The 24,317-nt window shown below is 62.8% G+C and carries 21 protein-coding genes; 19 read left to right on the top strand and 2 right to left on the bottom strand.

Annotation, left to right across the window (positions count from 1 at the left end; translation table 11 throughout):
* Positions 1-2: 2 nt before the first annotated feature.
* From aroK to gspM, 19 genes are all read left to right on the top strand, one after another.
* Complete coding sequence (aroK, locus tag ACYAS9_RS28665) at positions 3-521, top strand: shikimate kinase AroK (RefSeq protein WP_463571880.1); 519 nt, start codon at positions 3-5, stop codon at positions 519-521.
* Between the two features lie 107 nt (positions 522-628).
* The gene (gene aroB, locus ACYAS9_RS28660; protein ID WP_463571879.1) at positions 629-1,732 is read left to right on the top strand and encodes a 3-dehydroquinate synthase; all 1,104 of its coding nucleotides are present in this window, start codon (positions 629-631) and stop codon (positions 1,730-1,732) included.
* Between the two features lie 10 nt (positions 1,733-1,742).
* A complete protein-coding gene (locus tag ACYAS9_RS28655) occupies positions 1,743-3,446 on the top strand; it encodes an AAA family ATPase (protein ID WP_463571878.1) in 1,704 nt (567 codons plus the stop codon).
* Between the two features lie 358 nt (positions 3,447-3,804).
* Complete coding sequence (gene gltB / locus ACYAS9_RS28650; protein WP_463571877.1) at positions 3,805-8,250, top strand: glutamate synthase large subunit; 4,446 nt, start codon at positions 3,805-3,807, stop codon at positions 8,248-8,250.
* Between the two features lie 113 nt (positions 8,251-8,363).
* Positions 8,364-9,782, top strand: coding sequence for an FAD-dependent oxidoreductase (locus ACYAS9_RS28645; protein ID WP_459746787.1), 1,419 nt, complete (start codon positions 8,364-8,366; stop codon positions 9,780-9,782).
* Positions 9,783-9,906: 124 nt separating this feature from the next.
* On the top strand, positions 9,907-10,971 hold the full coding sequence (gene hemE, locus ACYAS9_RS28640) for a uroporphyrinogen decarboxylase (protein ID WP_463571876.1): 1,065 nt from the start codon (positions 9,907-9,909) through the stop codon (positions 10,969-10,971).
* A gap of 317 nt (positions 10,972-11,288) precedes the next feature.
* Entirely contained in the window at positions 11,289-12,740 is a 1,452-nt protein-coding gene (gene gbpA, locus ACYAS9_RS28635) for an N-acetylglucosamine-binding protein GbpA (RefSeq protein ID WP_463571875.1), read from the top strand.
* A 96-nt stretch (positions 12,741-12,836) separates the two neighbouring features.
* The gene (locus tag ACYAS9_RS28630; protein WP_463571874.1) at positions 12,837-13,325 is read left to right on the top strand and encodes a cytochrome b/b6 domain-containing protein; all 489 of its coding nucleotides are present in this window, start codon (positions 12,837-12,839) and stop codon (positions 13,323-13,325) included.
* The gene (locus ACYAS9_RS28625; RefSeq protein ID WP_463571873.1) at positions 13,322-13,834 is read left to right on the top strand and encodes a type II secretion system protein N; all 513 of its coding nucleotides are present in this window, start codon (positions 13,322-13,324) and stop codon (positions 13,832-13,834) included. The genes ACYAS9_RS28630 and ACYAS9_RS28625 overlap by 4 nt, the downstream gene beginning before the upstream one ends.
* Positions 13,827-15,722 (top strand): type II secretion system secretin GspD, encoded by a 1,896-nt coding sequence (gene gspD, locus ACYAS9_RS28620; protein ID WP_463571872.1) that lies wholly within the window; start codon positions 13,827-13,829, stop codon positions 15,720-15,722. The genes ACYAS9_RS28625 and gspD overlap by 8 nt, the downstream gene beginning before the upstream one ends.
* Positions 15,719-17,185 carry a type II secretion system ATPase GspE gene (gene gspE, locus ACYAS9_RS28615; RefSeq protein WP_463571871.1) on the top strand — a complete coding sequence of 489 codons (1,467 nt, stop codon included), beginning with the start codon at positions 15,719-15,721 and terminating at the stop codon, positions 17,183-17,185. Before gspD ends, gspE begins: the two co-directional genes overlap by 4 nt.
* A 3-nt stretch (positions 17,186-17,188) precedes the next feature.
* A complete protein-coding gene (gene gspF, locus ACYAS9_RS28610; protein ID WP_463571870.1) occupies positions 17,189-18,400 on the top strand; it encodes a type II secretion system inner membrane protein GspF in 1,212 nt (403 codons plus the stop codon).
* Between the two features lie 4 nt (positions 18,401-18,404).
* Positions 18,405-18,848, top strand: coding sequence for a type II secretion system major pseudopilin GspG (gspG, locus tag ACYAS9_RS28605; protein ID WP_463571869.1), 444 nt, complete (start codon positions 18,405-18,407; stop codon positions 18,846-18,848).
* Complete coding sequence (gene gspH, locus ACYAS9_RS28600; RefSeq protein WP_463571868.1) at positions 18,845-19,315, top strand: type II secretion system minor pseudopilin GspH; 471 nt, start codon at positions 18,845-18,847, stop codon at positions 19,313-19,315. The genes gspG and gspH overlap by 4 nt, the downstream gene beginning before the upstream one ends.
* Positions 19,305-19,679: a type II secretion system minor pseudopilin GspI gene (gene gspI / locus ACYAS9_RS28595; protein ID WP_463571867.1), complete on the top strand. Its 375-nt coding sequence runs from the start codon at positions 19,305-19,307 to the stop codon at positions 19,677-19,679. Before gspH ends, gspI begins: the two co-directional genes overlap by 11 nt.
* Positions 19,676-20,224 (top strand): type II secretion system protein GspJ, encoded by a 549-nt coding sequence (locus ACYAS9_RS28590; protein ID WP_463571866.1) that lies wholly within the window; start codon positions 19,676-19,678, stop codon positions 20,222-20,224. Before gspI ends, ACYAS9_RS28590 begins: the two co-directional genes overlap by 4 nt.
* Complete coding sequence (locus ACYAS9_RS28585; RefSeq protein ID WP_463571865.1) at positions 20,221-21,078, top strand: type II secretion system minor pseudopilin; 858 nt, start codon at positions 20,221-20,223, stop codon at positions 21,076-21,078. Before ACYAS9_RS28590 ends, ACYAS9_RS28585 begins: the two co-directional genes overlap by 4 nt.
* On the top strand, positions 21,075-22,187 hold the full coding sequence (gspL, locus tag ACYAS9_RS28580) for a type II secretion system protein GspL (RefSeq protein WP_463571864.1): 1,113 nt from the start codon (positions 21,075-21,077) through the stop codon (positions 22,185-22,187). The genes ACYAS9_RS28585 and gspL overlap by 4 nt, the downstream gene beginning before the upstream one ends.
* On the top strand, positions 22,187-22,657 hold the full coding sequence (gene gspM / locus ACYAS9_RS28575; protein ID WP_463571863.1) for a type II secretion system protein GspM: 471 nt from the start codon (positions 22,187-22,189) through the stop codon (positions 22,655-22,657). The genes gspL and gspM overlap by 1 nt, the downstream gene beginning before the upstream one ends.
* Here the strand turns inward: gspM and ACYAS9_RS28570 are convergent.
* Both ACYAS9_RS28570 and ACYAS9_RS28565 read right to left on the bottom strand, forming a co-directional pair.
* Positions 22,646-23,029, bottom strand: a complete 384-nt coding sequence (locus ACYAS9_RS28570) for a retron system putative HNH endonuclease (protein WP_463571862.1) — start codon at positions 23,027-23,029, stop codon at positions 22,646-22,648. The genes gspM and ACYAS9_RS28570 overlap by 12 nt on opposite strands.
* The gene (locus ACYAS9_RS28565; RefSeq protein ID WP_463571861.1) at positions 23,026-24,288 is read right to left on the bottom strand and encodes an AAA family ATPase; all 1,263 of its coding nucleotides are present in this window, start codon (positions 24,286-24,288) and stop codon (positions 23,026-23,028) included. Before ACYAS9_RS28565 ends, ACYAS9_RS28570 begins: the two co-directional genes overlap by 4 nt.
* Positions 24,289-24,317: the final 29 nt, after the last annotated feature.

Genomic DNA, 24,317 nt, shown 5'->3' with positions numbered 1-24,317 from the left:
CTGTGCGAAATCTAATACTTGTGGGGCCGATGGGCGCGGGTAAGAGCACTATCGGACGTTTGCTGGCCAAAGAACTGCGGCTTCCTTTCAAGGATTCCGACAAGGAAATCGAACAGCGTACCGGTGCCAATATCCCGTGGATCTTCGACAAGGAAGGCGAGCCTGGCTTTCGTGATCGCGAGCAGGCGGTGATCGAAGAGCTGTGCCTGGCCGATGGTCTGGTGCTGGCGACGGGCGGTGGTGCGGTGATGCGCGGCGAAAATCGCAAGGCGCTGCATGACGGCGGGCGTGTGGTATACCTGCACGCCTCGGTCGAGCAGCAGGTCAGCCGCACCGCCCGTGACCGCAATCGCCCTTTGCTGCGCACCGCCAATCCGGCCCAGGTCCTGTCTGACCTGTTGAGCCTTCGCGACCCGCTGTATCGGGAAATTGCCGATGTCATAATCGAAACCGATGAACGGCCGCCGCGAATGGTGGTTCTGGAGATTCTGGCCCGTCTGGCAGAGCTTCCGCCCCGTTAAAGCGTGGCGCAAAATGCGCTATCCTCGGCAACCTGCGAAACACAGTGGCGGCGTATGCGGTGCCCAATGCACGCACACCGTCCAACCGGTAATCAATGTGGGGACACATGCAGACACTTAAGGTCGAGCTTGGCGAGCGTAGTTATCCAATTCATATTGGCGAAGGTCTGCTGGATCAGCCCGAGCTGCTGACGCCGCACATCGTCGGACGCCAGGTGGCCATCGTGACCAATACGACGGTTGCCCCGCTTTATCTCGAGCGTCTGACCCGGACCCTGGCAGGCTACAAGGTGCTGCCGATCGTGCTGCCCGATGGCGAGGCGTTCAAGAACTGGGAAACCCTGCAGCTGATTTTCGACGGCCTGCTCGGTGCCCGGCATGACCGCCGCACCACCGTAATTGCCCTGGGCGGCGGCGTGATCGGCGACATGGCAGGCTTTGCCGCCGCCTGTTACCAGCGCGGCGTGAACTTCATCCAGATTCCGACCACCCTGCTGTCGCAGGTCGACTCCTCGGTGGGCGGCAAGACCGGCATCAACCATCCGCTGGGCAAAAACATGATTGGGGCTTTCTATCAGCCTTCGGTGGTTCTGATAGATACTCGCTCGCTGGTGACGCTGCCGGAGCGCGAGTTGTCGGCCGGCCTTGCCGAGGTCATCAAGTACGGCCTGATCTGCGACGAGCCGTTCCTGACCTGGCTTGAAGAAAACATCGAAGCGTTGCGCGGCCTGGACCAGGTTGCCCTGACGGCTGCCATCGAACGCTCCTGCGCGGCCAAGGCCCGCGTGGTGGGCGCCGATGAGCGCGAGTCGGGCATTCGCGCCACGCTGAACCTGGGCCATACGTTTGGCCACGCGATCGAAACCGAAATGGGGTATGGCGTCTGGCTGCATGGCGAGGCGGTGTCGGCCGGTATGGTCATGGCCCTGGAAATGTCCACGCGCCTGGGCTGGATCACCGCCAGCGCCCGGGATCGCGGTATTCGTTTGCTGTTGCGCGCCGGCTTGCCGGTGGTCCCGCCGGCGCAGATGAATGAAGCTCGGTTCATGGAGCACATGGCGGTCGACAAAAAAGTGATCGACGGCCGTTTGCGCCTGGTGCTTTTGAGCCAGCTAGGCGAAGCCGTCATTACCGACGACTATCCACGTGAAGTACTACAGGCCACCCTGGTTGCGGACTACAGCGCCCTGGTGGATCAGCTTAGAGGTTAATGGAAAGCCGATGACTAGTTTGCACGCCGACGAGGCCTTTCTCGGCCACTACCAGTTGAGTCATGACCCTTTTGCTGCACGGGTGCCGGGCTTCAAGTTCTTCCCGGCCCAGCGCAAGCCGGTGCTGGGGCAGCTTCATCACCTGGCGCGCTACAGCCAGTTGCTGCTGGCGGTGACCGGGCCTCAGGGCAGTGGCAAGACCTTGTTGCGTCAGGCGCTGGTCGCCAGCACCAACAAGCAATCGGTGCAAAGTGTCGTGATTTCGGCGCGTGGCGCCGGTGATGCGGCGGGCGTTCTGCAGCAGATGGCGCAAGCGCTGGGCCTTGCCCGTGCCGACTTGCAGGCCATCCTCAACCAGGTGGTGCAGCTGGCCCTGACCGGACAGGAAGTCTATGTTCTGGTCGACGATGCGGAACAACTCGACAATTCTGCGCTCGAAGCCCTGCTGGGGCTGTCTGTGGGTGTGCCTGAAGGCCATCCGCATGTGTTTCTGTTCGGCGAGGCTTCATTGCTCGATCGTCTCGATCAGGTGTGCGGTCAGTTGCCTGCCGGTGCTGAAGGTGAACGCTTTCATGTCATCGAGTTGCAGCCCTACAACGAAGATGAAACCCGTGAATACCTGGCACAACGCCTGGACGGCGCCGGGCAGGGCATTGCTCTGCTGAGCGCCGAACAGATCGCCGATATTCACGAACAGTCCGATGGCTGGCCTGGGATCATCAACCAGGTGGCCCGCGATTCAATGATCGAGGCGATGATCGCGAGTCGTTCCGCGGTCAAGCGTCCTAGTGTGGGGTTCAACATGCCGAAGAAACACATAGTGGCCCTTGGGGCCGTAGTGATCGCGGCGGTCGCGGCTGCAATACTGATTCCAGGCGGCAGCAAGACGCCTGCGCCGGGTCAGGCTCCAGCCAATGCTCAAGCCCAGCTACCGCTGGGGCAGGGCACGCCTTCCAATCAGCAATCCAATAACGGTGGCCCGGCCATCGAATTCGCCGGCAACTCCCAGCCAATGCCGTTGCCGCTGGTCGGAAACTCCCAGCCGGTGATGCGTGGTCCGCTGGCCGAAGCTGCAGGCTCCGGTGATGGCGATGAAGACAGCGTGCCGTCGGCTTCGCCCGCCCATCCGCCGACCGTGACTGCTGGCGCCGGAGCATCGGCCAGTACACCGGTTGCACAAGTGCCGCGTTCCTCCATCCAGCCGCCGGCGTCGGCTACCCAGGCGCCGGCCCAGCCTGCACAGCCAGCCCGGCCAACGCCTGCGCCTGCACCACAGACTCAGGTTGCCACGGCCAAGCCAGCCCCGGCCCCTGCGCCACAGACACAAGTGGCGACAGCCAAACCTGCGCCGACACCTGCTCCCGCGCCAGCTCCGGCGGCACCTGCTCCAGCCAAACCTGTTGCGACGGCCGCCAAGCCGGCAGCCGGTGGCACCTGGTATGGCAGCCAGGCGCCGGGTCGCTATGTCGTGCAGATTCTGGGCACCAGCTCCGAGGCCACGGCCCAGGCTTACATTGCCGAACAGGGTGGCGAGTACCGTTATTTCAAGAAAACCCTGCAGGGCAAACCGCTGTTTGTGGTGACTTACGGTAATTTTGCCGACCGCACCGCCGCACAAGAAGCCATCAAAAACTTGCCAGCCAAGGTCCAGGCTGGTAAACCTTGGCCTCGCACCGTCGCCAGCATCCAGCAAGAGCTGGGCGCCAGTCGCTGAAGTCTGTAGCGCAGCGGCTCTATACGAGCCGCTGACCTGACAACCCCGCTTCTCCCCCAAAAGGCGCACCACTTCACAGTGGCGTGCCTTTCGGTGTCTGTGCCCCTCTCCCTACCTTACGGCAGCCTCCGTGCCAAACATTGAAAATGTGTTTGACGTATCACACGTTGCCGCTTTAAAAGATTCATAAATGCGACATGCTATTTCACTTAATAGTCATTAAATTTGTGAGCTCTTAAGTCGCTGTGTACAATGGCCTCCGTTTTGCCTCTCCAAAGCCGGCGTACGTTCGGCGTGAAAGGTGGTTGGTTGATCAAGAATTTGCCTCTAACCCAGGCAGCCTGGTGAGAAAGTGTCTATGAAAGCAGGTCTGTACCATCCGGATGAATACAAGGCTAACTGTGGTTTCGGCCTGATCGCCCATATGCAGGGCGAGGCCAGTCATCACCTGTTGCAGACGGCCATGCAAGCCCTGACCTGCATGACCCACCGTGGCGGCATCAACGCCGACGGCAAGACCGGCGACGGTTGCGGCCTGTTGATCCAGAAGCCCGACCTGTTCCTGCGCGCGGTAGCCCGCGAGCAGTTTGCCGTCGACCTGCCGCGTCAGTACGCCGTGGGCATGGTGTTTTTCAACCAGGATGGCGACAAGGCCGCGATCGCGCGCGAAAACATGAACCGCGAAATCCTCGCCGAAGGCCTGCAACTGGTGGGCTGGCGCGAAGTGCCGATCGACACCAGCGTACTGGGCCGCCTGGCCCTGGAGCGCCTGCCGCGTATCGCGCAGGTGTTCATCGGCGGTGAAGGCCTGAGCGATCAGGAGTTCGCGGTCAAGCTGTTCAGCGCCCGTCGCCGCTCCTCGGTTGCCAACGCCCAGGATGCCGAGCACTACATCTGCAGCTTCTCGCACAAGACCATCATTTATAAGGGCCTGATGATGCCTGCCGACCTGGCAGCCTTCTATCCGGACCTGGGCGACGAGCGCCTGCAAACCGCGATCTGCGTGTTCCACCAGCGCTTCTCGACCAACACCATGCCCAAGTGGCCGCTGGCCCAGCCGTTCCGCCTGCTCGCGCACAACGGCGAGATCAACACCATCACCGGCAACCGTAACTGGGCCCAGGCGCGGCGCACCAAGTTCGCCAACGACCTGATGGACCTGGAAGAGCTCGGCCCGCTGGTCAACCGTGTCGGTTCCGACTCCTCCAGCATGGACAACATGCTCGAGCTGATGGTCACCGGCGGCATCGACCTGTTCCGTGGCGTGCGCATGATCATTCCGCCAGCGTGGCAGAACGTCGAGACCATGGACTCGGACCTGCGCGCCTTCTACGAATACAACTCCATGCACATGGAGCCGTGGGACGGCCCGGCCGGCGTGGTAATGACCGAAGGTCGCCACGCGGTCTGCCTGCTCGACCGCAACGGCCTGCGCCCGGCGCGCTGGGTCATGACCAAGAACGGCTACATCACCCTGGCGTCGGAAATCGGCGTGTGGGACTACACCCCTGAAGACGTGATCGCCAAGGGCCGCGTCGGCCCTGGCCAGATCTTTGCCGTCGACACCGAGACCGGCCAGGTGCTGGACACCGATGCCATCGACAACCGTCTCAAGTCGCGTCACCCGTACAAGCAATGGCTGCGCAAGAACGCCCTGCGCATCCAGGCGACCATGGAAGACAACGACCACGGTTCGGCCTTCTACAACCCCGAGCAGCTCAAGCAGTACATGAAAATGTACCAGGTCACCTTCGAGGAGCGTGACCAGGTGCTGCGCCCGCTGGGTGAGCAGGGCCAGGAAGCGGTCGGCTCCATGGGCGACGACACGCCGATGGCCGTGCTGTCGCGTCGTGTGCGCTCGCCTTACGATTATTTCCGCCAGCAGTTCGCGCAGGTCACCAACCCGCCGATCGACCCGCTGCGCGAAGCCATCGTCATGTCCCTGGAAATCTGCCTGGGCGCGGAGCGCAACATCTTCCAGGAATCGCCGGAGCACGCCTCGCGGGTGATCCTCAGCTCGCCGGTCATTTCCCCGGCCAAGTGGCGCTCGCTGATGAACCTGGACCGTCCAGGCTTCGAGCGCCAGATCATCGACCTGAACTACGACGAAAGCCTGGGCCTTGAAGCTGCGGTGCGTAACATCGCCGACCAGGCCGAAGAAGCCGTTCGTGCCGGTCGCACCCTGCTGGTCCTCACCGACCGCCACATCGCGCCGGGCAAGCTGCCGGTACACGCCTCGCTGGCGACCGGTGCCGTGCACCACCGCCTGACCGAACAGGGCCTGCGCTGCGACAGCAACATTCTGGTCGAAACCGCGACCGCCCGTGACCCGCACCACTACGCCGTGCTGCTCGGCTTCGGTGCCTCGGCGGTCTACCCGTTCCTGGCCTATGAAGTGCTGGGCGACCTGATCCGTACCGGTGAAGTGCTGGGCGACCTCTATGAGGTGTTCAAGAACTACCGCAAAGGCATCACCAAGGGCCTGCTCAAGATCCTCTCGAAGATGGGCATCTCGACCGTGGCCTCGTACCGTGGCGCGCAGTTGTTCGAGGCCATCGGCCTGTCCGAAGAAGTCTGCGACCTCAGCTTCCGTGGCGTACCGAGCCGCCTGAAAGGCGCACGCTTCGTCGACCTCGAGTCCGACCAGAAGCTGCTGGCCACCGAAGCCTGGAGCGCGCGCAAGCCGATCCAGCAAGGCGGCCTGCTCAAGTTCGTCTACGGCGGTGAATACCACGCCTACAACCCGGACGTGGTCAACACCCTGCAAGCCGCTGTGCAGCAGGGCAACTACGAGAAATTCAAGGAATACACGGCGCTGGTCGACCAGCGTCCGGTGTCGATGCTGCGCGACCTGCTCAAGGTCAAGACCCTTGAGCAGCCGCTGAGCCTGGATGAAATCGAACCGCTGCAGGCCATCCTCAAGCGCTTCGACTCGGCCGGTATCTCGCTGGGCGCACTGTCGCCAGAGGCTCACGAAGCGCTGGCCGAAGCCATGAACCGCCTGGGTGCGCGTTCCAACTCCGGTGAGGGCGGCGAAGACCCGTCGCGCTACGGCACCATCCGCAGCTCCAAGATCAAGCAGATCGCCACCGGCCGTTTCGGTGTCACCCCCGAATACCTGGTCAACGCCGATGTGCTGCAGATCAAGGTCGCCCAGGGCGCCAAGCCCGGTGAAGGCGGTCAATTGCCAGGCGGCAAGGTCAACGGCCTGATCGCCAAGCTGCGCTATGCCGTGCCCGGCGTGACCCTGATTTCGCCACCGCCGCACCACGACATCTACTCGATCGAAGACTTGTCGCAGCTGATTTTCGACCTCAAGCAGGTCAACCCGGCGGCGCTGGTGTCGGTCAAGCTGGTCGCTGAAGCCGGCGTCGGCACCATCGCCGCCGGTGTGGCCAAGGCCTATGCCGACCTGATCACCATCTCCGGCTACGACGGCGGCACCGGTGCTTCGCCGCTGACGTCGATCAAGTACGCCGGTTCCCCATGGGAACTGGGCCTGGCCGAAACCCACCAGACCCTGCGCGGCAACGACCTGCGCGGCAAGGTCAAGGTGCAGACCGACGGCGGCCTGAAAACCGGCCTCGACGTCATCAAGGCGGCCATCCTCGGCGCCGAGAGCTTCGGCTTCGGCACCGCGCCAATGATCGCCCTGGGCTGCAAGTACCTGCGCATCTGCCACCTGAACAACTGCGCCACCGGCGTGGCCACGCAGAACGACAAGCTGCGCAAGGATCACTACATCGGCACCGTCGACATGGTGATCAACTTCTTCACCTACATCGCTGAAGAAACCCGCGAGTGGCTGGCCCGCCTGGGCGTGCGTTCGCTGGAAGAGCTGATCGGCCGTACCGACCTGCTCGAAATCCTGCCGGGCGAGACCGAGCGCCAACAGCACCTGGACATGACGCCATTGCTGGGCAGCGACTACATTCCGGCCGACAAGCCGCAGTTCAGCCTGGTCGACCGTAACCCGCCGTTCGACAAGGGCCTGCTGGCCGAGAAAATGGTCGAGATGGCCAAGCCGGCCATCGAGGCCCTGAGCGGCGGCGAGTTCGAGCTGAACATCTGCAACTGCGACCGCTCCATCGGTGCGCGCATCTCGGGCGAAATCGCCAAGCTGCACGGCAACCAGGGCATGAACAAGGCGCCGATCACCTTCCGCTTCAAGGGCACTGCCGGTCAGAGCTTCGGGGTGTGGAACGCCGGCGGCCTGAACATGTATCTGGAAGGCGACGCCAACGACTACGTCGGTAAAGGCATGACCGCCGGCAAGCTGGTGATCGTTCCGCCAAAAGGCAGCCCGTTCAAGAGCCAGGAAAGCGCCATCGTCGGCAACACCTGCCTGTACGGCGCCACCGGCGGCAAACTGTTCGCGGCTGGCACGGCGGGCGAGCGCTTTGCGGTGCGTAACTCCGGTGCCCACACCGTGGTTGAAGGCACGGGCGACCATTGCTGCGAATACATGACCGGCGGTTTCGTCTGCGTACTGGGTAAAACCGGCTACAACTTCGGTTCCGGCATGACCGGTGGTTTCGCCTACGTTCTGGACCAGGACAACACCTTCGTTGACCGCGTGAACCATGAACTGGTCGAGATCCAGCGCATCAGCGGCGAAGCGATGGAGGCCTACCGCACCCATCTGCAAAGCGTGCTGAACGAGTACGTCGCCGAGACCGACAGTGAGTGGGGCCGCAACCTGGCCGAAAACCTGGACGACTACCTGCGCCGCTTCTGGCTGGTCAAGCCAAAGGCCGCCAGCCTCAAGTCGCTGCTGTCCAGCACCCGCGCCAACCCACAATAAGCAGCTCTAAGCTGCAAGCTTGAAGCTACAAGCTTGCAGCCGATTGCACTTGATTAGAACGTGATTCTTGCAGCTTGAAGCTCGAAGCTTGAAGCTGCCCTGAGGGGCAAAAAATGGCTGAACGTCTGAGTAATGACTTCCAGTTCCTTGATGTCGGACGTAAAGATCCGAAGAAGAAGCTGCTGCGTCAGCGCAAGAAAGAGTTCGTGGAAATCTACGAACCCTTCAAGCCCCAGCAGTCCGTCGACCAGGCTCACCGTTGCCTGGGGTGCGGTAACCCGTATTGCGAATGGAAGTGCCCGGTGCACAACTTCATTCCCAACTGGCTCAAGCTGGTGTCGGAAGGCAACATCCTGGCCGCCGCCGAGCTGTCGCACCAGACCAACACCCTGCCGGAAGTCTGCGGCCGCGTGTGCCCGCAAGACCGTCTGTGTGAAGGGGCCTGTACCCTGAACGACGGCTTTGGCGCCGTGACCATCGGCTCGGTCGAGAAGTACATCACCGACACCGCCTTCGCCATGGGCTGGCGCCCGGACATGTCGCGCGTGGTGCCGACCGGCAAGCGCGTGGCCATTATCGGTGCCGGTCCTGCGGGCCTGGGCTGCGCCGACGTCCTGGTGCGCAGCGGCGTGACGCCGGTGGTGTTCGACAAGAACCCGGAAATCGGTGGTCTGCTGACCTTCGGCATCCCCGAGTTCAAGCTGGAAAAGAGCGTGCTCAGCCACCGCCGTGAAGTCTTCACCGGCATGGGCATCGAGTTCCGCCTGAATATGGAAGTCGGCAAGGACGTGACCCTCGAGCAGTTGCTCGCCGAATACGATGCCGTGTTCATGGGCATGGGCACCTACACCTACATGAAGGGCGGCTTTGCCGGTGAAGATCTGCCAGGCGTTTACGATGCACTGGATTTCCTGATCGCCAACGTCAACCGCAACCTGGGCTTTGAAAAGGCCCCGGAAGACTTCATCGACATGAAGGGCAAGAAGGTCGTGGTTCTGGGCGGCGGCGACACCGCGATGGACTGCAACCGCACCTCGATCCGCCAGGGCGCCAAGGCCGTGACCTGTGCGTATCGTCGTGACGAAGAGAACATGCCCGGCTCGCGCAAAGAGGTGAAGAACGCCAAGGAAGAAGGCGTGAAATTCCTCTATAACCGTCAGCCCATCGCCATCGTCGGCGAGGACAAGGTCGAGGGCGTCAAAGTCGTCGAAACCCGTCTGGGCGAACCTGACGCCCGTGGCCGTCGCAGCCCCGAGCCGATTCCGGGTTCCGAAGAAATCATCCCGGCCGATGCCGTGGTCATCGCTTTCGGTTTTCGCCCAAGCCCTGCGCCATGGTTCGAGCAGTTCGACATCCGCACCGACAGCCAGGGCCGCGTCGTGGCGCCTGAACAAGGCAAGTTCAAGCACCAGACCAGCAACCCGAAAATCTTCGCCGGTGGTGACATGGTGCGCGGTTCCGACCTGGTCGTGACCGCCATCTTCGAAGGCCGCAACGCCGCCGAAGGCATCCTCGATTATCTGGGCGTCTGACGACGCCAACGGTAAGCGGTAAGCGACAAGCTTCAAGTTGTACGCGGTCGGCTTTATAGCTTGCCGCTTGAAGCTTGCCGCTCGAGGCTGCTTTAATGCCGGCACTTTTATTGCGGATGCCGACATGACTGCCCTGAAGAACGACCGTTTCCTTCGTGCCCTGCTCAAGCAACCCGTGGATGTGACGCCTGTCTGGATGATGCGCCAGGCCGGTCGCTATCTGCCGGAATACCGCGCCAGCCGTGCCAAGGCCGGCGATTTCATGAGCCTGTGCATGAACCCTGCGTTCGCCTGTGAAGTCACCCTGCAACCGCTTGAGCGTTATCCGCTGGACGCAGCCATCCTGTTCTCCGACATCCTGACCATTCCCGATGCCATGGGCCTGGGCCTGTATTTCGAGACCGGCGAAGGCCCGCGCTTCAAAAAGACCGTCAGCACCCTGGCCGACATTGAAGCCTTGCCGATCCCCGATCCGCACAAGGACCTGGGCTATGTGATGGACGCGGTCAGCACCATTCATCGCGAACTCAATGGCCGTGTACCGCTGATCGGTTTCTCCGGCAGCCCGTGGACCCTGGCTACTTATATGGTCGAGGGCGGCTCGTCCAAGGACTTCCGCAAGTCCAAGGCCATGCTCTACGAAAACCCGCACGCCATGCACCTGCTGCTCGACAAGCTGGCGCAGTCGGTTACCGCCTACCTCAACGGCCAGATCCGCGCCGGTGCCCAGGCCGTGCAGATTTTCGACAGCTGGGGCGGCAGCCTTTCGGCGGCGGCGTACCAGGAGTTCTCGCTGGCCTACATGCGCAAGATCGTCAGCGGCCTGATCCGCGAACACGATGGCCGCAAGGTGCCGGTCATCCTGTTCACCAAGGGTGGCGGACTGTGGCTGGAAAGCATCGCCGACGCCGGTGCCGACGCGCTGGGCCTGGACTGGACCTGCGACATCGGCCAGGCCCGCGCCCGGGTCGGTGACAAGGTCGCGCTGCAAGGCAACATGGACCCGACCGTGCTCTACGCCCGCCCCGAAGCCATCCGCCAGGAAGTGGGGCGCATTCTGGCCAGCTACGGGCATGGCACCGGCCATGTGTTCAACCTCGGTCACGGCATTACCCCGGAAGTCGACCCGGCGCATGCCGGTGCCTTCATCAACGCGGTGCATGAGTTGTCGGCGCAGTATCACGGCTGATCAGCATTGATAGTGTAAAAACGCCCGGCCTTCGCCGGGCGTTTTTATATCCTGCAAGGTTCCGGCAACTAACGTCGATGTTCGTGGGCTACTTCCTGCGTAGTTATCGGAAGTTTCCTCGCCCGCCTGAGGCGGCATCCTACACATATAAATTCTCGTTTACATAGACTTTGGTCATTCGTCAGCGGCGCTGTTAACGGCGTCAACAAGAGTGTCATGCGGGTACGGTGTGGCAGGGCAACGAGCCCATGACAACAACCCCATAACAACCCCGATGACAAAACCAATGTGCCGGAACTAAACGGGATAAATGAATAATGTCGCAACCGACCTTGAACTCGACAAGGGTATCTTCCCTTACGTTTGTTGTTGCACTAATGGCTGCGCAACAGGCCGCAGCACACGGTTATCTGAGCGATCCACCTTCACGCGCCTTTGCTTGCCAGAAGGGCCTGAACAAAGACTGCGGCGCCGCGCAATACGAACCGCAGAGCGTCGGTGAAACGGCCAAGGGCTTTCCGGCGACCGGTGTGCCGGACGGCAAGATTGCCAGCGGGGCGCTGTCGCAATTCGCCGCCCTGGATATTCAGTCGGCCACCCGCTGGCACCAGACCGAAATCAAGGACCGTACGATCAGCTTCGCCTGGTACTACAAAGCCACTCACCCGGCGACCAAGTATGAATACTTCATCACGCAAAACGGCTGGAACCCTAACGCCGTTCTGGCACGCGAGGCATTCGAGCTGACCCCGTTCTGCGTGGTCGACGCCGGCGGCCGCTTGCCGACCGACCAGGCGCAGGGCAGCGAAGGGCCGGGCCGTGAAAAACACACGTGCCAGATACCCGATGACCGCAGCGGCCATCACGTCATTCTGGGCATCTGGACCGTTCACGACACACCGGGCGCCTTTCACGATGTGGTCGATGTGAACATCGTCGCGGACACCGGAAACCCCGATGGCTGGCGCCCTGTCGGCAACATTACGCCGCGCGATGATTTGTGGGTGGGCGACAAGGTCACGGCCCGGGCGCTGACCGCCGAGGGTGAAAGTGCAGAGTTGAGTTCGCAGCTCATCATCGCCAGCGAAGAAGACGGCAAGGCGCAGAACTGGTCGTTCAGGCTGGCCGGGCAAATCAACGCCGCCCAGACGCTGGTGCGCGCCGGTGTACGCGGCGAGGACGGCACCATCGAGCCTGTGCGCGGCGCCAACAACCTATACGCCAAGGCCGAAAGCGGTGTTAACCGCTACGAATTGCAGATAGAGCTGGTCGACGATACGCAGGCCGAACTGAGTATTCAGACGATTCCTGACACCCTGGAACTGGTCAAGGGCCGGGGCATGTTGCCGCTGACCGTGGCCAGCAACCGCGACATGGACATCGAGGCGACGGTTTTCGATGCCAGCAACAAGGCAGTGGGTGCGGTGACACACAGCATGGACGCCGGCAGTGCCACGCTGAACATCGGCCTGCTCAGTGAGCCGGGCAGGCACCAGCTCAAGCTGATTGGCGTCACGCGCGATGGCCGGACCACGCGCCAGGCGCTCCAGGCCCTGGAAGTGACCGGTGAAGGCGGCGGCCAGCCCTACGATGCGATTTATCCACAGGGCATCGAAACCTATGTGGCCGGCACGACCGTGTTGCAGCCTGAAGACGGTAAAGTCTACGAGTGCAAGCCATTCCCGGCTTCGGGCTGGTGTACGATCAACGCGCATCACTATAAACCGGGCACCGGTACTCACTGGCAAGATGCCTGGCTCCTCAAGTAATAAACCGCCTGAAACTTTGAATGGTCCGGCAGGGCCGTTCGAAGTTGTCAGGCAATTGGAATTTATCGCATGACGTTGTCCACTCCTTATTCCCGAGTGCAGATCTATCTGCATTGGTTATCGGCTGCCGTTATTTTATGGACGCTGATCAGCGGAAGTTCTGTTCTGGTACTTGATCTACCCGCCTCATTGAAAAAAGACCTGACCGCTTTCAATGTGTCACTGACCGCAGCGTTCATTCCCTTTTTCATCTTGAGGTGCTGCCTGGCTATCCGGCGGGCTGCGCGTGCAGCGCCTTGTTCGAAAACCCTGCAACAGTGGCTGGCGCTTATCGCGCACGGCGCACTCTATGCCGTGACCGCTGTGGTGCTGGGCAGCGGTGTCCTGATGATGGGTCAGGGCTTCAGCGTGTTTGGCCTTGTTCACATTGATCCGCTGCTGACCTCGCCTGCGTACCTGACGCGGTTCGCCCGGCTGCATATCGGCAGTTGTGTGGTTCTGGCGGCCCTGATCGCGTTGCACATCGCGGCGGTGATCAAGCACCAGTGGGCGGGCACTCCGGTGATAGGCCGCATGTGGCGTTGAACATTCACCCAGGCGGGCTGTGGTGCCTGTTACTGGCGCTGACCCTGGGCCATGGCGTTTACCTGTGGCTGGACGAAAGGCGCTATCGCCAGGCATTGGCGCCGCTGCCTGCACTCAAGAACGCTGCGACGCCGTCGCCGCCGCTGTTGGCGGCGCCTGACCCCGGTGCCTTGCTGATCGTTCTGGGCTTTGAGGCACACGAGGCGCCGAGGCCAAGTACGGACTCGGCCGTGCTGAGCGGCATTTTCGCCGCCAGCACCGGTGAGTCCCGGGCGCTGTTGGCGGTGGCCGGCAGCCAGCGCAGTTATGGCGTAGGCGAACGTTTACCCAGCGGCAGCGTGTTGCGCCGCATCGAGGCCGACCGGGTGCTGTTGTGGCGCAATGGCCGTGAGGAAGTCTTGCCACTGGCCGGCCCCGCAGCGCCGATAGCCAGGGCTGCTGGCCTGCCTGCGCAATCGACTCACTTACACCTGCGACCCACGGTCGCCACCAAGGTAAAAGATGAATAGCTCTGCCAGTGTTGCCCGCTGCAAACGGCTGATCTGCTGCGTTTTGCTCTGCTGCGCGGCATGCGGCAGCAGTCGGGCGGCGGACACGGTGCCCCAGTGGCAACTGGCAATGAACGATGCCGAGTTGCGTGATGTGGTGCGCGAAATGTCCTCGATTCTGGGCGCGACCGTGGTGCTCGATCCTCGGGTGCAAGGGCGTATCACCGTGATGTCGGATCAGGCGCTGGACCGCGAAGGCGTGCGCCGGCTGTTCTATTCGGTGCTGGACGCGCATAACTTCACGGTCATCGACGAAGGTGAACGCATTCTGATCACCCCGGCGACAGACGCCAGGACACGCGCCAGCCAGGTCGACAACGGCACCGCGCAGAACGGCCAGTTCGTCACCGACGTCATCGCCCTGAACCACAGTGTTGCCGCCGACCTGGCGGCGTTATTGCGGCCATTGGTGTCAGCCAACGGCTATGTCGGCCCGTCAGCCTCAAGCAACGCGCTGGTGGTCACCGATACCGCCGGCAACGTACGGCGTATCGCCGCGCTGATCGCCCGTCTCGATTCCGGCCACAAAAGTGGCCACAGCGTGGTGAGCTTGCGCCACGGGCTGGCGCAAGCGTTGGCCCGGGTGCTGGAGCAATCGCTCGGCAAGCAAGGGCTCGACGCTGGCAACCTGGTGATTGCCGATGTGCGCAATAACCGTCTGGTGCTGGTCGGCAATGCGCCAACGCGCCAGCGCCTTGAGCGGTTGGCCAGGGACCTGGACACGCCGGCCTCGGCCAATGCCGATAACTCGCGGGTCATCCGCCTGCGCCACAGCGATGCCCGGCAGTTGGCCGAGGTGCTTGATGCGCTGGCGCCTGCCCCGACGCAGGAGCACGAGAAGGGCGCCGCCTCGGCCAGCCAGGCGCTGGTCAAGTCCGACGACAGCCAGAACGCGCTGGTGTTGATCGCAGAGCCTGCGCAACTGCGCACGCTGGAGAGCGTTGTCGAGCAGCTTGACCGGCCGCGCTCACAGGTGTTGATTCATGCGGCGATCATCGAGGTGTCTGGCGATATCGGCAATGCGCTGGGTGTGCAATGGGGCGCACACACCGGCAGCCTGCTGGGGGCGATCAATTTTCCCGGTGCCGGCGTCAGCCTGTCGGGCGACGATTTCAAGGTGCCCGACGGTGCCGTACTGCGCGTGGGCGGCGACCGTTTCGGGGTGCTGATCAACGCGCTGGCCAGCGACACCCGCAACAATGTGTTGTCCACACCCAGCCTGCTGACCCTGGATAACCAGGAGGCAGAGATTCTCGTCGGCCAGAACGTGCCGTTCAAAAGCGGCTCTTACCAGACTCCCGGCAGCGGCTCGGAAAACCCCTATACCACCGTCACCCGTCAGGATATCGGCATCAAGCTGAAGATCCGGCCGCACATCAATGACGGTGACACGCTGCGTCTTGAGGTCGAGCAGGAAAACTCCGAGATCGCCAGTTCGGTCGAGGGCCTCAATGACCTCATCACCAACAAGCGCGCCCTCAAAAGCACGATTCTGGCCGACGACGGGCAGATCATCGTCATCGGCGGGTTGATCAAGGACAGTGTGCGCAGTCGTGAAAGCGGTGTGCCGCTGTTGCGCAGCATTCCCTGGCTGGGCGCCCTGTTTCGCTGGAGCAGCGAGACCCGCGAGAAAACCAACCTGATGATTTTCCTGCGCCCGACCATCGTGCGCGGCAAGCAAGACCTTGGCGAGGTGACCCAGGCGCGCTACCGGTTGATGCGTGAACTGGGCCGCGACGAAAACCGCACAAACCCGCTGTGGCTGCCCGCCGAAGCCGGGCACCTGTTCGACGCGCGCCGCGAGGCCCCGGTGGACGGGTTGTTCAAGCGCGCAGGCGAGCAGCCATGAATCAGTTGCTGCCATTCGGCTTCGCCCGCCGGTTCGGGGTGCTTTGCGAAGCGGCCGACGGACAGGCGACGCTGTCGATCCGCGCCGACACACCGCTCAGCGCCCTGTCGGAGGCGCAACGCCTGCTGGGCCGCCGCGAGATGGCCTGGCAAGTGCTGGATGCCGCGCAGTTTGCCAGCCACCTGGCCTGCGTTTACAGCGATGGCCAGAGCGCCGCCGAGGACGTTGCCCAAGGCCTGGACGATGAACTCGACCTGCTGCAGATCGCCGGGCAGGTGCCGCAGACCGCCGACCTGCTGGAGCAGGAAGGCGATGCACCGATCATCCGCCTGATCAATGCCTTGCTCAGCGAGGCGGTGCGCGAAAAGGCCTCGGACGTGCATCTGGAGACCTTCGAGCACAGCCTGTCGGTGCGCATTCGCGTCGATGGCCAGTTGCGCGAAGTGCTCAGGCCGCGCCGCGAACTGGCCAACCTGCTGGTGTCGCGGCTCAAGGTCATGTCGCGGCTGGACATCGCTGAAAAGCGCGTGCCGCAGGATGGCCGTATGGCCTTGCGGCTGGCCGGGCACGAGGTCGATGTGCGGGTGTCGACATTGCCCTGCGCGCATGGCGAGCGGGTGGTGCTGCGTTTGCTCGACAAGCGCAGGGCCGGCCTGGACCTGCAACAACTGGGCATGGCGCCGGACACCCTGGCGCAGTTCGAGCAGATTCTGGCCCGGCCCCACGGCATCTTTCTGGTCACCGGCCCCACCGGCTCGGGCAAGACCACCAGCCTGTATGCCGCCCTGACCCGGCTCAATGACCAGACCCGCAATATCCTCACCGTCGAAGACCCGGTCGAGTATCACCTGCCGGGCATCGGCCAGACGCCGGTCAACCCGAAAGTGCAGATGACCTTCGCGCGTGGCCTGCGTGCGATTCTGCGCCAGGACCCCGATGTGGTGATGATCGGTGAGATCCGCGACCGCGAAACGTCGCAGATTGCCGTACAGGCCTCCTTGACCGGGCATCTGGTGCTCTCGACCCTGCACACCAACAGCGCGGTGGGCGCGGTCACCCGCTTGCTGGACATGGGTGTGGACGCCTATCTGCTGGCGTCTTCGTTGCTGGGCGTGCTGGCGCAGCGTCTTGTGCGCACGCTGTGCGAGCAATGCAAAACCGCGTATGTCGCCGATCAGGCCGCCTGCCGGCGTCTGGGCCTGGACGTCGCGCAGTCACCGCAGCTGTTCAGGGCTCAGGGCTGCGAGCATTGCCGGCAAGGTTATCGCGGGCGCATCGGCCTCTATGAATTGATCAGCATCACGCCGCAACTGGCCGGCATGATCCATAACGCGGCCGGCGAGCCCGAGCTGGTCAGCGAAGCCAGAACCACTTCGCGCAGCCTGTTTCAGGACGGCCTTCGCCTGGTGCTCGCCGGCCGCACCAGCCTCGATGAACTGCTGCGCGTCAGCCTTCAGGACTGAAGCATGAGGCTATTCGACTATCAGGCTCAGGATGGCGCAGGTCGTCGCTGCCGCGGCCAGCAACAAGCGCAAAGCCCGCGTCACGCCCGGCAACTGCTGCGCGAGCGAGGCCTGTTGCCGAGCGCAATCACCCCGGCAGCGGGGCAGGTTCGTCCCGGCAAGGGCGGCACGTCGGGGCAACGCTTGCGCGCCGGCGAGCTGACCTTGTTGACCCTGCAACTGTCGACCCTGATCCAGGCCGGCCTGCCGCTTGAAGAGGCCTTGCAGGCGGTGGCGGCGCAAAGTGAAAAGCGCCGCGTCAGCCACTTGGTGACGGCGGTGCGGACCCGCATCACCGAAGGCTACGACCTGGCCTCGGCACTGGCGATGTTCCCGCGCGCCTTTCCGGCCCTGTTTCGCGCCACCATCGCCGCCGGTGAGCGCAGTGGCCATCTCGGCCAGGTGCTTGAACAGTTGGCGCACTACACCGAGGCGCGCCAGCAGTCGCGGCAGAAGATTCAGCTGGCGCTGGTCTACCCGGCGATTCTGCTTTGCGCATCACTGGCCATCGTCGGCTTTCTGCTCGGCTATGTGGTGCCGGATGTGATCAAGGTGTTCGTCGACAGCGGTCAGCCATTGCCGCTGCTGACCGAGGGCCTGCTGATGCTCAGTGGCGCGCTGCGCCGTTATGGCCTGGTGCTGCTGGCGCTGCTGATCGGCCTTGTGCTGTCGGGCCGTTGGGCGCTGAGCCGGCCGGCGTTGCGCTGGCATTTTCATCACGGGCTGCTGCGCTTGCCGATGCTGGGGCGCGTGCTCAAGGCCATGGAAGCTGCACGTTTTGCCAGCACCCTGGCGATCCTGGGCAAGAGCGCCGTGCCGCTGGTCGATGCGCTGCACATCGCTGCGCAAGTGATCGGCAGCCTGCCGATTCGCGCACGCATGCAAGACGTAGCGCGTCGTGTCCGTGAGGGCGAAACCCTGACCCGCAGCCTTGAACAGGGCGGTGATATCCCGCCGCTGATGCTGCACATGATCGCCAGCGGCGAGCGCGCCGGCGAGCTCGACCGCCTGCTCGAGCGCGCCGCTCGGCAACAGGAAAAGACCCTGGCGGCCAGCATCGTGCTGCTGGTCAGCCTGTTCGAGCCGGCGATGCTGGTGATCATGGGCGCCGTGGTGCTGCTGATCGTCATGGCCATCCTGATGCCGATTCTTAACCTCAATCAACTGGTGGGCTAAGCCTGTGACAACCCTTGAACAACACCGGCAACGCGGTTTTACCCTGATCGAAATCATGGTCGTGATGGTGATCATCGGCGTGCTGGGCGCGCTGGTGGTCCCGCAATTCATGAGCCGCCCGGACCAGGCCAAGGTCACCGCCGCGCGCACCGATATTCAGGCCCTGAGCACGGCGCTGGAAATGTACCGGCTCGACAACTTCAGCTACCCCTCGACCCGGCAAGGGCTGGAGGCACTGGTCAAACGGCCTGCCGGTACGCCGCCGGCAAAAAACTGGAACCCGCGGGGTTACCTGAAAAGCCTGCCCGCCGATCCCTGGGGCACGCCGTATCACTACCTGAGCCCAGGCACCGACGGTGCGCCGTTCGACCTGTATTCCTGGGGCGCGGACGGGGCGCCCGGCGGTGAGGACTTTGCCGCCGATATCAGCAACCGGGTCGCTGAATGATGCCCTTGCGTGGCCGCGGCTTCACCTTGCTGGAGCTGCTGGTGGTCATGGTTCTGGTTGGCGTATTGCTGGCGCTGGTCATGCCGGTTTTCGACGCCGGCCCCGCCCGGCAGGCGCGCCAGCAGGCCCGCGAGCTGCTCGGCCTGATCGAGCAACTGCGTGACGATGCACTGACCCAGGGGCAAGAGTACGGCCTGCACTTCGATGCGCACGGTTACCGGCTGATGACCTGGCAAGGCGCCGAGTGGCGAGTGCAGGCGAGCTATCGTTTGCCCGACGGGTTGCGCTTTCGTCTGGAGCTTGAAGGCCAGCCGCTGCGCCTGAACGAGCGGGCGCTCGCGCCGCAATTGCTGATTCTCAGCAGCGACCGGATCAGCGCCTTCACGCTGCACTACGAAACGATGCACGAGCACTGGCTGAGTCTTTCCAGCGACGGCCTGAGTGCCGTGACGATCAATGAACACTGAGCGCGGCTTCACCTTGCTCGAGGTGATGGTGGCGCTGGCGGTGTTCGCCGTATTGGCGGTTGCCGTGTTGTCGGCCTGCCAGTTTGTCTTGAACCAGAGCGGCGCATTGCGCGAGCGCCTGTTTGCCGGCTGGCTGGCGGATAACCAGTTGAGCGAGCTGCGCCTGCAACCACCGGCGGTGGGGCAGCAGCGGATGACGCGCACGTTAGGCGGGCAATCCTGGACCCTGCTCCAGCAGGTTGAACGCGAGCGCGAAGGCGGGTTTCTCAGTGTCGAGATCGAGGTGCTGCGCGCCGCGGATTCCGCCAGCGTCTACCGCACCCGCAGCTGGATCGCCGTGCCTGCCCAGGCCATGCAGCCATGAGTCGCCAGCGCGGTTTCACCCTGCTGGAGCTCCTCGTCAGCCTGGCCATCTTCACCCTGCTTGGCCTGGCCAGTGTGCGCTTGTTTGACGGTGTGTTCCGGGTTCAGGAGCAGATCCGCCAGCAAGAGCACAGCCTGCGTGAGCTGCGCCGGGCGGTAGCGGTTATCGAGCGTGATGCATGGCAGATCGTCGCCCCGGCGAGCGGGCAACCGCTGCTGCTGCGCCAGGGTGTGTTGAACCTGCGCCGTGGCAACTGGCGCAACCCGATGCGGCTGGCGCGCGGTGAGCGGCAGGAAGTCAGTTATGTGCTCGAACAGGCAACGCTATGGCGTTACAGCCGCAGCCTTGAGCTGCCGGGGATACACAAGCAGAAGCTGTTGAGCGACGTGCGCAGCCTGCAGTGGCGGCTGTATGACGATCAGGGCGGCTGGCGCAACGAGGCTGCAGGCGAGCGTTCCGCGCGGCCGCGTGCGCTGGAATTGAACCTGTCGTTCGGCGCGTTCGAGCAGATTCGCCGGGTCATCTTGCTGGCCGACGGGTCATGAGCCGCACCGGCCAGCGCGGTGTGGCGCTGCTCAGTGTGTTGCTGGTCACCAGCCTGGTGTTGCTGGTGGTAGGCGGCCTGCTGCGCAGTCACCGGCTGACACTGCAAGGCACCGCCCGGCAGCTGCATCAGTTGCACCTGCGCCAGGCCGCGCTGGTGGCCGAAAACCGGGCAGCGCAATGGTTGCAGGAGATTGACCCGCAACACGGCCGCACACTCCATCCGGGCCAGGACTGGGCACGCCAGCCCGGGCACTTTCAACTGCCGGATCTAAAGGTCCGGCTGACGATCGAAGACCTCGGCGGGCGCTTCAACCTGAGCCGCCTGGCCGTGCCTGAGCAGACGGACGACATCAGCGCGAAACGCTGGTCGCGGCTGCTGGCGAGCCTGGACATTCCTGACTTCGACCTGTCGGCCCTGAACGGCGCCATCCTCACCGACGCCGCGCAGCTGCAACGGATCCCGTCACTGCAAGGCGAGCACTTGCAGCGCCTGTTGCCCTGGGTCGCGGTACTGCCGCGCCAGGCGGCCCTGAACATCAATACCGCCCCGGAACAGGTGCTGGCCAGCCTGGAAAACATGACGCCGGCCACTGCCCGCGCCGTGGTCAGCCAGCGGCCTGCACAGGGTTGGGCCGACATAGAAACCTTCATCCACGCCCCCGCTGTACGAGGGCTGGGCATTTCCAGCCATGGCCTGGACGTGAACAGCCGCTGGTTCAGGGTCACAGTGGACATCAGTGTCGCCAACAGCCAGCTACGACTGGTCAGCGATCTGGAGCGTATCGCCAACACCCGGCGTACGCGGGTCATTCAACGCCGCCTGCTGGCACCGACCGAGAGTTCGTCCCCATGAACCGCTGGCTTTACTTCACTCCTGAAGGCATTGATGCCGCGCCCAACGACTGGCCGGTGATGCATGGCGCCCCCGGCGTTGCGAACGCCCGTTGCACGCTGCTTGAGGCCGGGCCCTTGCTGCACGGGCAGGCCGTGCAGGTGATCTTGCCGATGGAGCTTTGCAGCTGGGTGCGCAGTGCGCCCTGGCCGGGCCGCAGAAAACCCCGCGCACAAGCCCTGGCCTATGCAATCGAGGAGCATCTGGGCGAAGAGCTTGAAGGTGTACACATCGCCATCGGCAGCCCCGACGGCGAGCGCCGTTACCCCATGCTGATCATCGCCAGGCCGGTGCTGCACGCCCTGTTGAGTGCGCTGCAAGAGGCCGGTCTCCAGGTCGCCAGCGTGCGGGTCGACGCCGACCTGTTGCCCGGCGATCAACCCTGCGGCGTGTGGTGGGCCGGGCGCTGGCTACTCGGTGGCGCGCTGGACTGCCGGCTGGCGCTGTCGGCCCAGGCACTCGATTGCGCACGATTGCATCTGCCGGACGCGATCAACTGGCAGGACCGGCATTGCCTCGCGGGTGACATCGACGTCGGCGCCTTGCTCAGCCACGACGGTGGCCACGCGATCAACCTGCTGCAAGGCGAGTTTCGCCCTGCCCAACGGCGTTGGCGCTGGCAACCCTGGCTGCTCACGCTTGCTTGCCTGTTCATGCTGTCGTGGGGCTTTACCCTGGTGCGCAGCCACAACCTTGAGGCGCGCGCCGCCGACCTGTACGCGCAAAGCCTGCAGCGCTTTCGCACGTTGTACCCGGAGCAGACGCGCATCGTCGATCTGTCGGCGCAACTCAAGACCCTGCAAGGCAAAGACCCGCAACAACGCGGGGCAATGACGGATTTGCTGCAACGGGTGGATGAGCTGATCGGCGGCAGCGGTGTTCAGGTGCAGCGAATCGAATTCGATGCAGCCCAGGGCTGGAGAATGAGCATTCGCGCCGGCAACTTCAGCGAACTGGAACGCCTGCGCGAACGCAGCCAGCAGAGCGGCGTGCCAATCAGCCTGGACAGCGCCAGCAAAGACCGCGACGGCGTGCAGGCCTTATTGATCCTCCCGGCGAGGGCTTCCTGATGGCAAACATGCAATGGCCGCCGGCCCTGGCGCAACTGGCGCAACGACTGAGCCGGCGTAACCTGCGAATGCTGATCATGCTCGCCGCCTGCCTGCTCGCCGTGCTGCTGCTCAAGGGCCTGTGGCAACCGGCGCAGCAGCGCCTGCAACAGGCCGAGCGTGTCTATCAGCAACGCCTGCAACTCGCGACGCAACTGCAACAGGCCCGGCCTGCGCAGCCGTCACCGTCCGGCCAGCCACTGCCCGGCCGCTTGAGCGACAACGCCAGCGCCGCAGGCCTTGAACTGCTACAGATGCAAAGCGAGCACCAAGGCCTGAGCATGACCCTCAAGGGCGAAGCCCGCGCGCTGCTCGGCTGGCTGATCAAAGCCGAACACGAAGGCGCACGGATGCAGTCCTTGACCCTGGAAAAACAGGACGAGCAACTGCACCTCAGAGTGGTGTGGGGGCTTGATTCGTCAGGAGGCTGAGGGTGTCGGGAAAGGAGGCAACAGTTGTTCTGCGTAACCCTGCTCATCAAACCAGTTGCCCTTGTGATGGCCGCAATGCAAAGGGTTGCCCGGTTTGGTTTCACGCAGGCAGGATGCATGAAGATTGGCATGCTCCAGCGCCAGTTCGGGGTAATGCTCCTGGGGCCTGAAGTGCTCGATATGGCTGCTCTCCAGCGTTATCGCCTGTCCACAGTAACAGCAGAAGAAGTTCTGCTCTTGCAGCAGGCTGCGATGCAGTTCGCGCTTTTCCGGGTGCTGCAAGTCAGGGTAGACAGGTGTCCAGTCGGCATTGGCTTGTTCTTTCCATCGGCTGAAGGAAGCGGGCTCAGTTCCTTTGATAATCCGCTTCATCGGCCAATGATCTCCTTGCGCCTGATCAGGGCTTCGGCCCCTGCAAACTCGGGTAAGTCCGGGGCTATGTCTTTCAGGGCCTGAAGTTTTTGCCGGGCCTGTTCAAGGTCATTGTCTTCCAGGGTAGAGAACAGCTCGTTCAGCAACTCTTCAATTTCCGGTGCGCGCTGTGGTACGCCCATTACCGCTTCAAGCACGCTGCTGGAATCGAGCCCGTAAGTGACCCTTGGGTGCGAGCCTTCACCATCCTGCAGCAGGATGACTTGTTCGGGTTTCAGGCTGCCGATGATTTGTGGCGAGTGACTGGCCGCAATGAATTGAATCCTGGGAAAGGCTTTTTGCAGGGCGGGAGCAATGCTGCGTTGCCAGCCTGGATGCAGGTGAATGTCCAGCTCGTCGATGATGATAACGCCCGTGGTTTTTGTTAACGCATCTTTGCCCAGGTGCGGGTTAAGCAGAAACATGCGGCGGGCAATATCGGCAAACAGCGCGATCATTCCGCGTTGCCCATCGCTGAGGTCGTTAAACGGGATTGTCTTGTCTTCAAGGTTGACGATCAGACTGCGCAGGTCCATGTCGTACTCGATGCTCTTGAACGGCAGGGCGCACTGGATCGCCGAGTTGAGCCATTCAAGTTCGTCGCTGAATTTATCCAGAGAGGGTTTTCGCGATATTTTTTGCAGGCGCTCGAGCGTTTTACCGATCAGCCAGTTTTCAAAGTCTTTCAGATTGGCAGCCGCATCAAACCATTGCCTGTACGCATCCAGCCTGGAAGGCTTTTCTTGTGCCGCCTGTTCCACGCGAGCTTCATTCGTCGACCAGCGGCGATTGGCCTGATAAAACGCCACGACTGCAAGGTCTACAGGCAGGCTTGGATCCAGCGTCTTTAGTTGCTCTTGAAGTCTTTGATTAATTGAAACGCTGTAACTTGGATTTGGAGTGTTACGTTCCAGCGATATCTTCCAATCGGGAAAGTCGAAGGCTGCGCCTTGCGCTTTAAGCGTGAGAGGGTAACTACGTTCAAAGCGGAATTGGCTGTCGAAGTCGACAATTGAAAATCGCACGTCTACTTCAGATAGCAGTGAGCTACGAATACCCAGCGAATCCATGAAGTTCTTGAAACTCGCCGCCACCCCTTTCAACAACGACGTCTTTCCGCTGCCATTAACCCCCACCACCAGATTGAACCCCGGCTGAAAGTCGAAATGAGCATCTTCGTAGCAACGAAAATTCTGCAGATGGAGGTGGTCGAGGCGCATGGCGGTTTTCCTTACCAGGTCAGGCGGAT

It is taken from the genome of Pseudomonas sp. HP_08 (assembly GCF_055284095.1).
The sequence above is the reverse complement of the archived record's forward strand: the minus strand, read 5'-3'. Positions and strand labels throughout refer to the sequence as shown.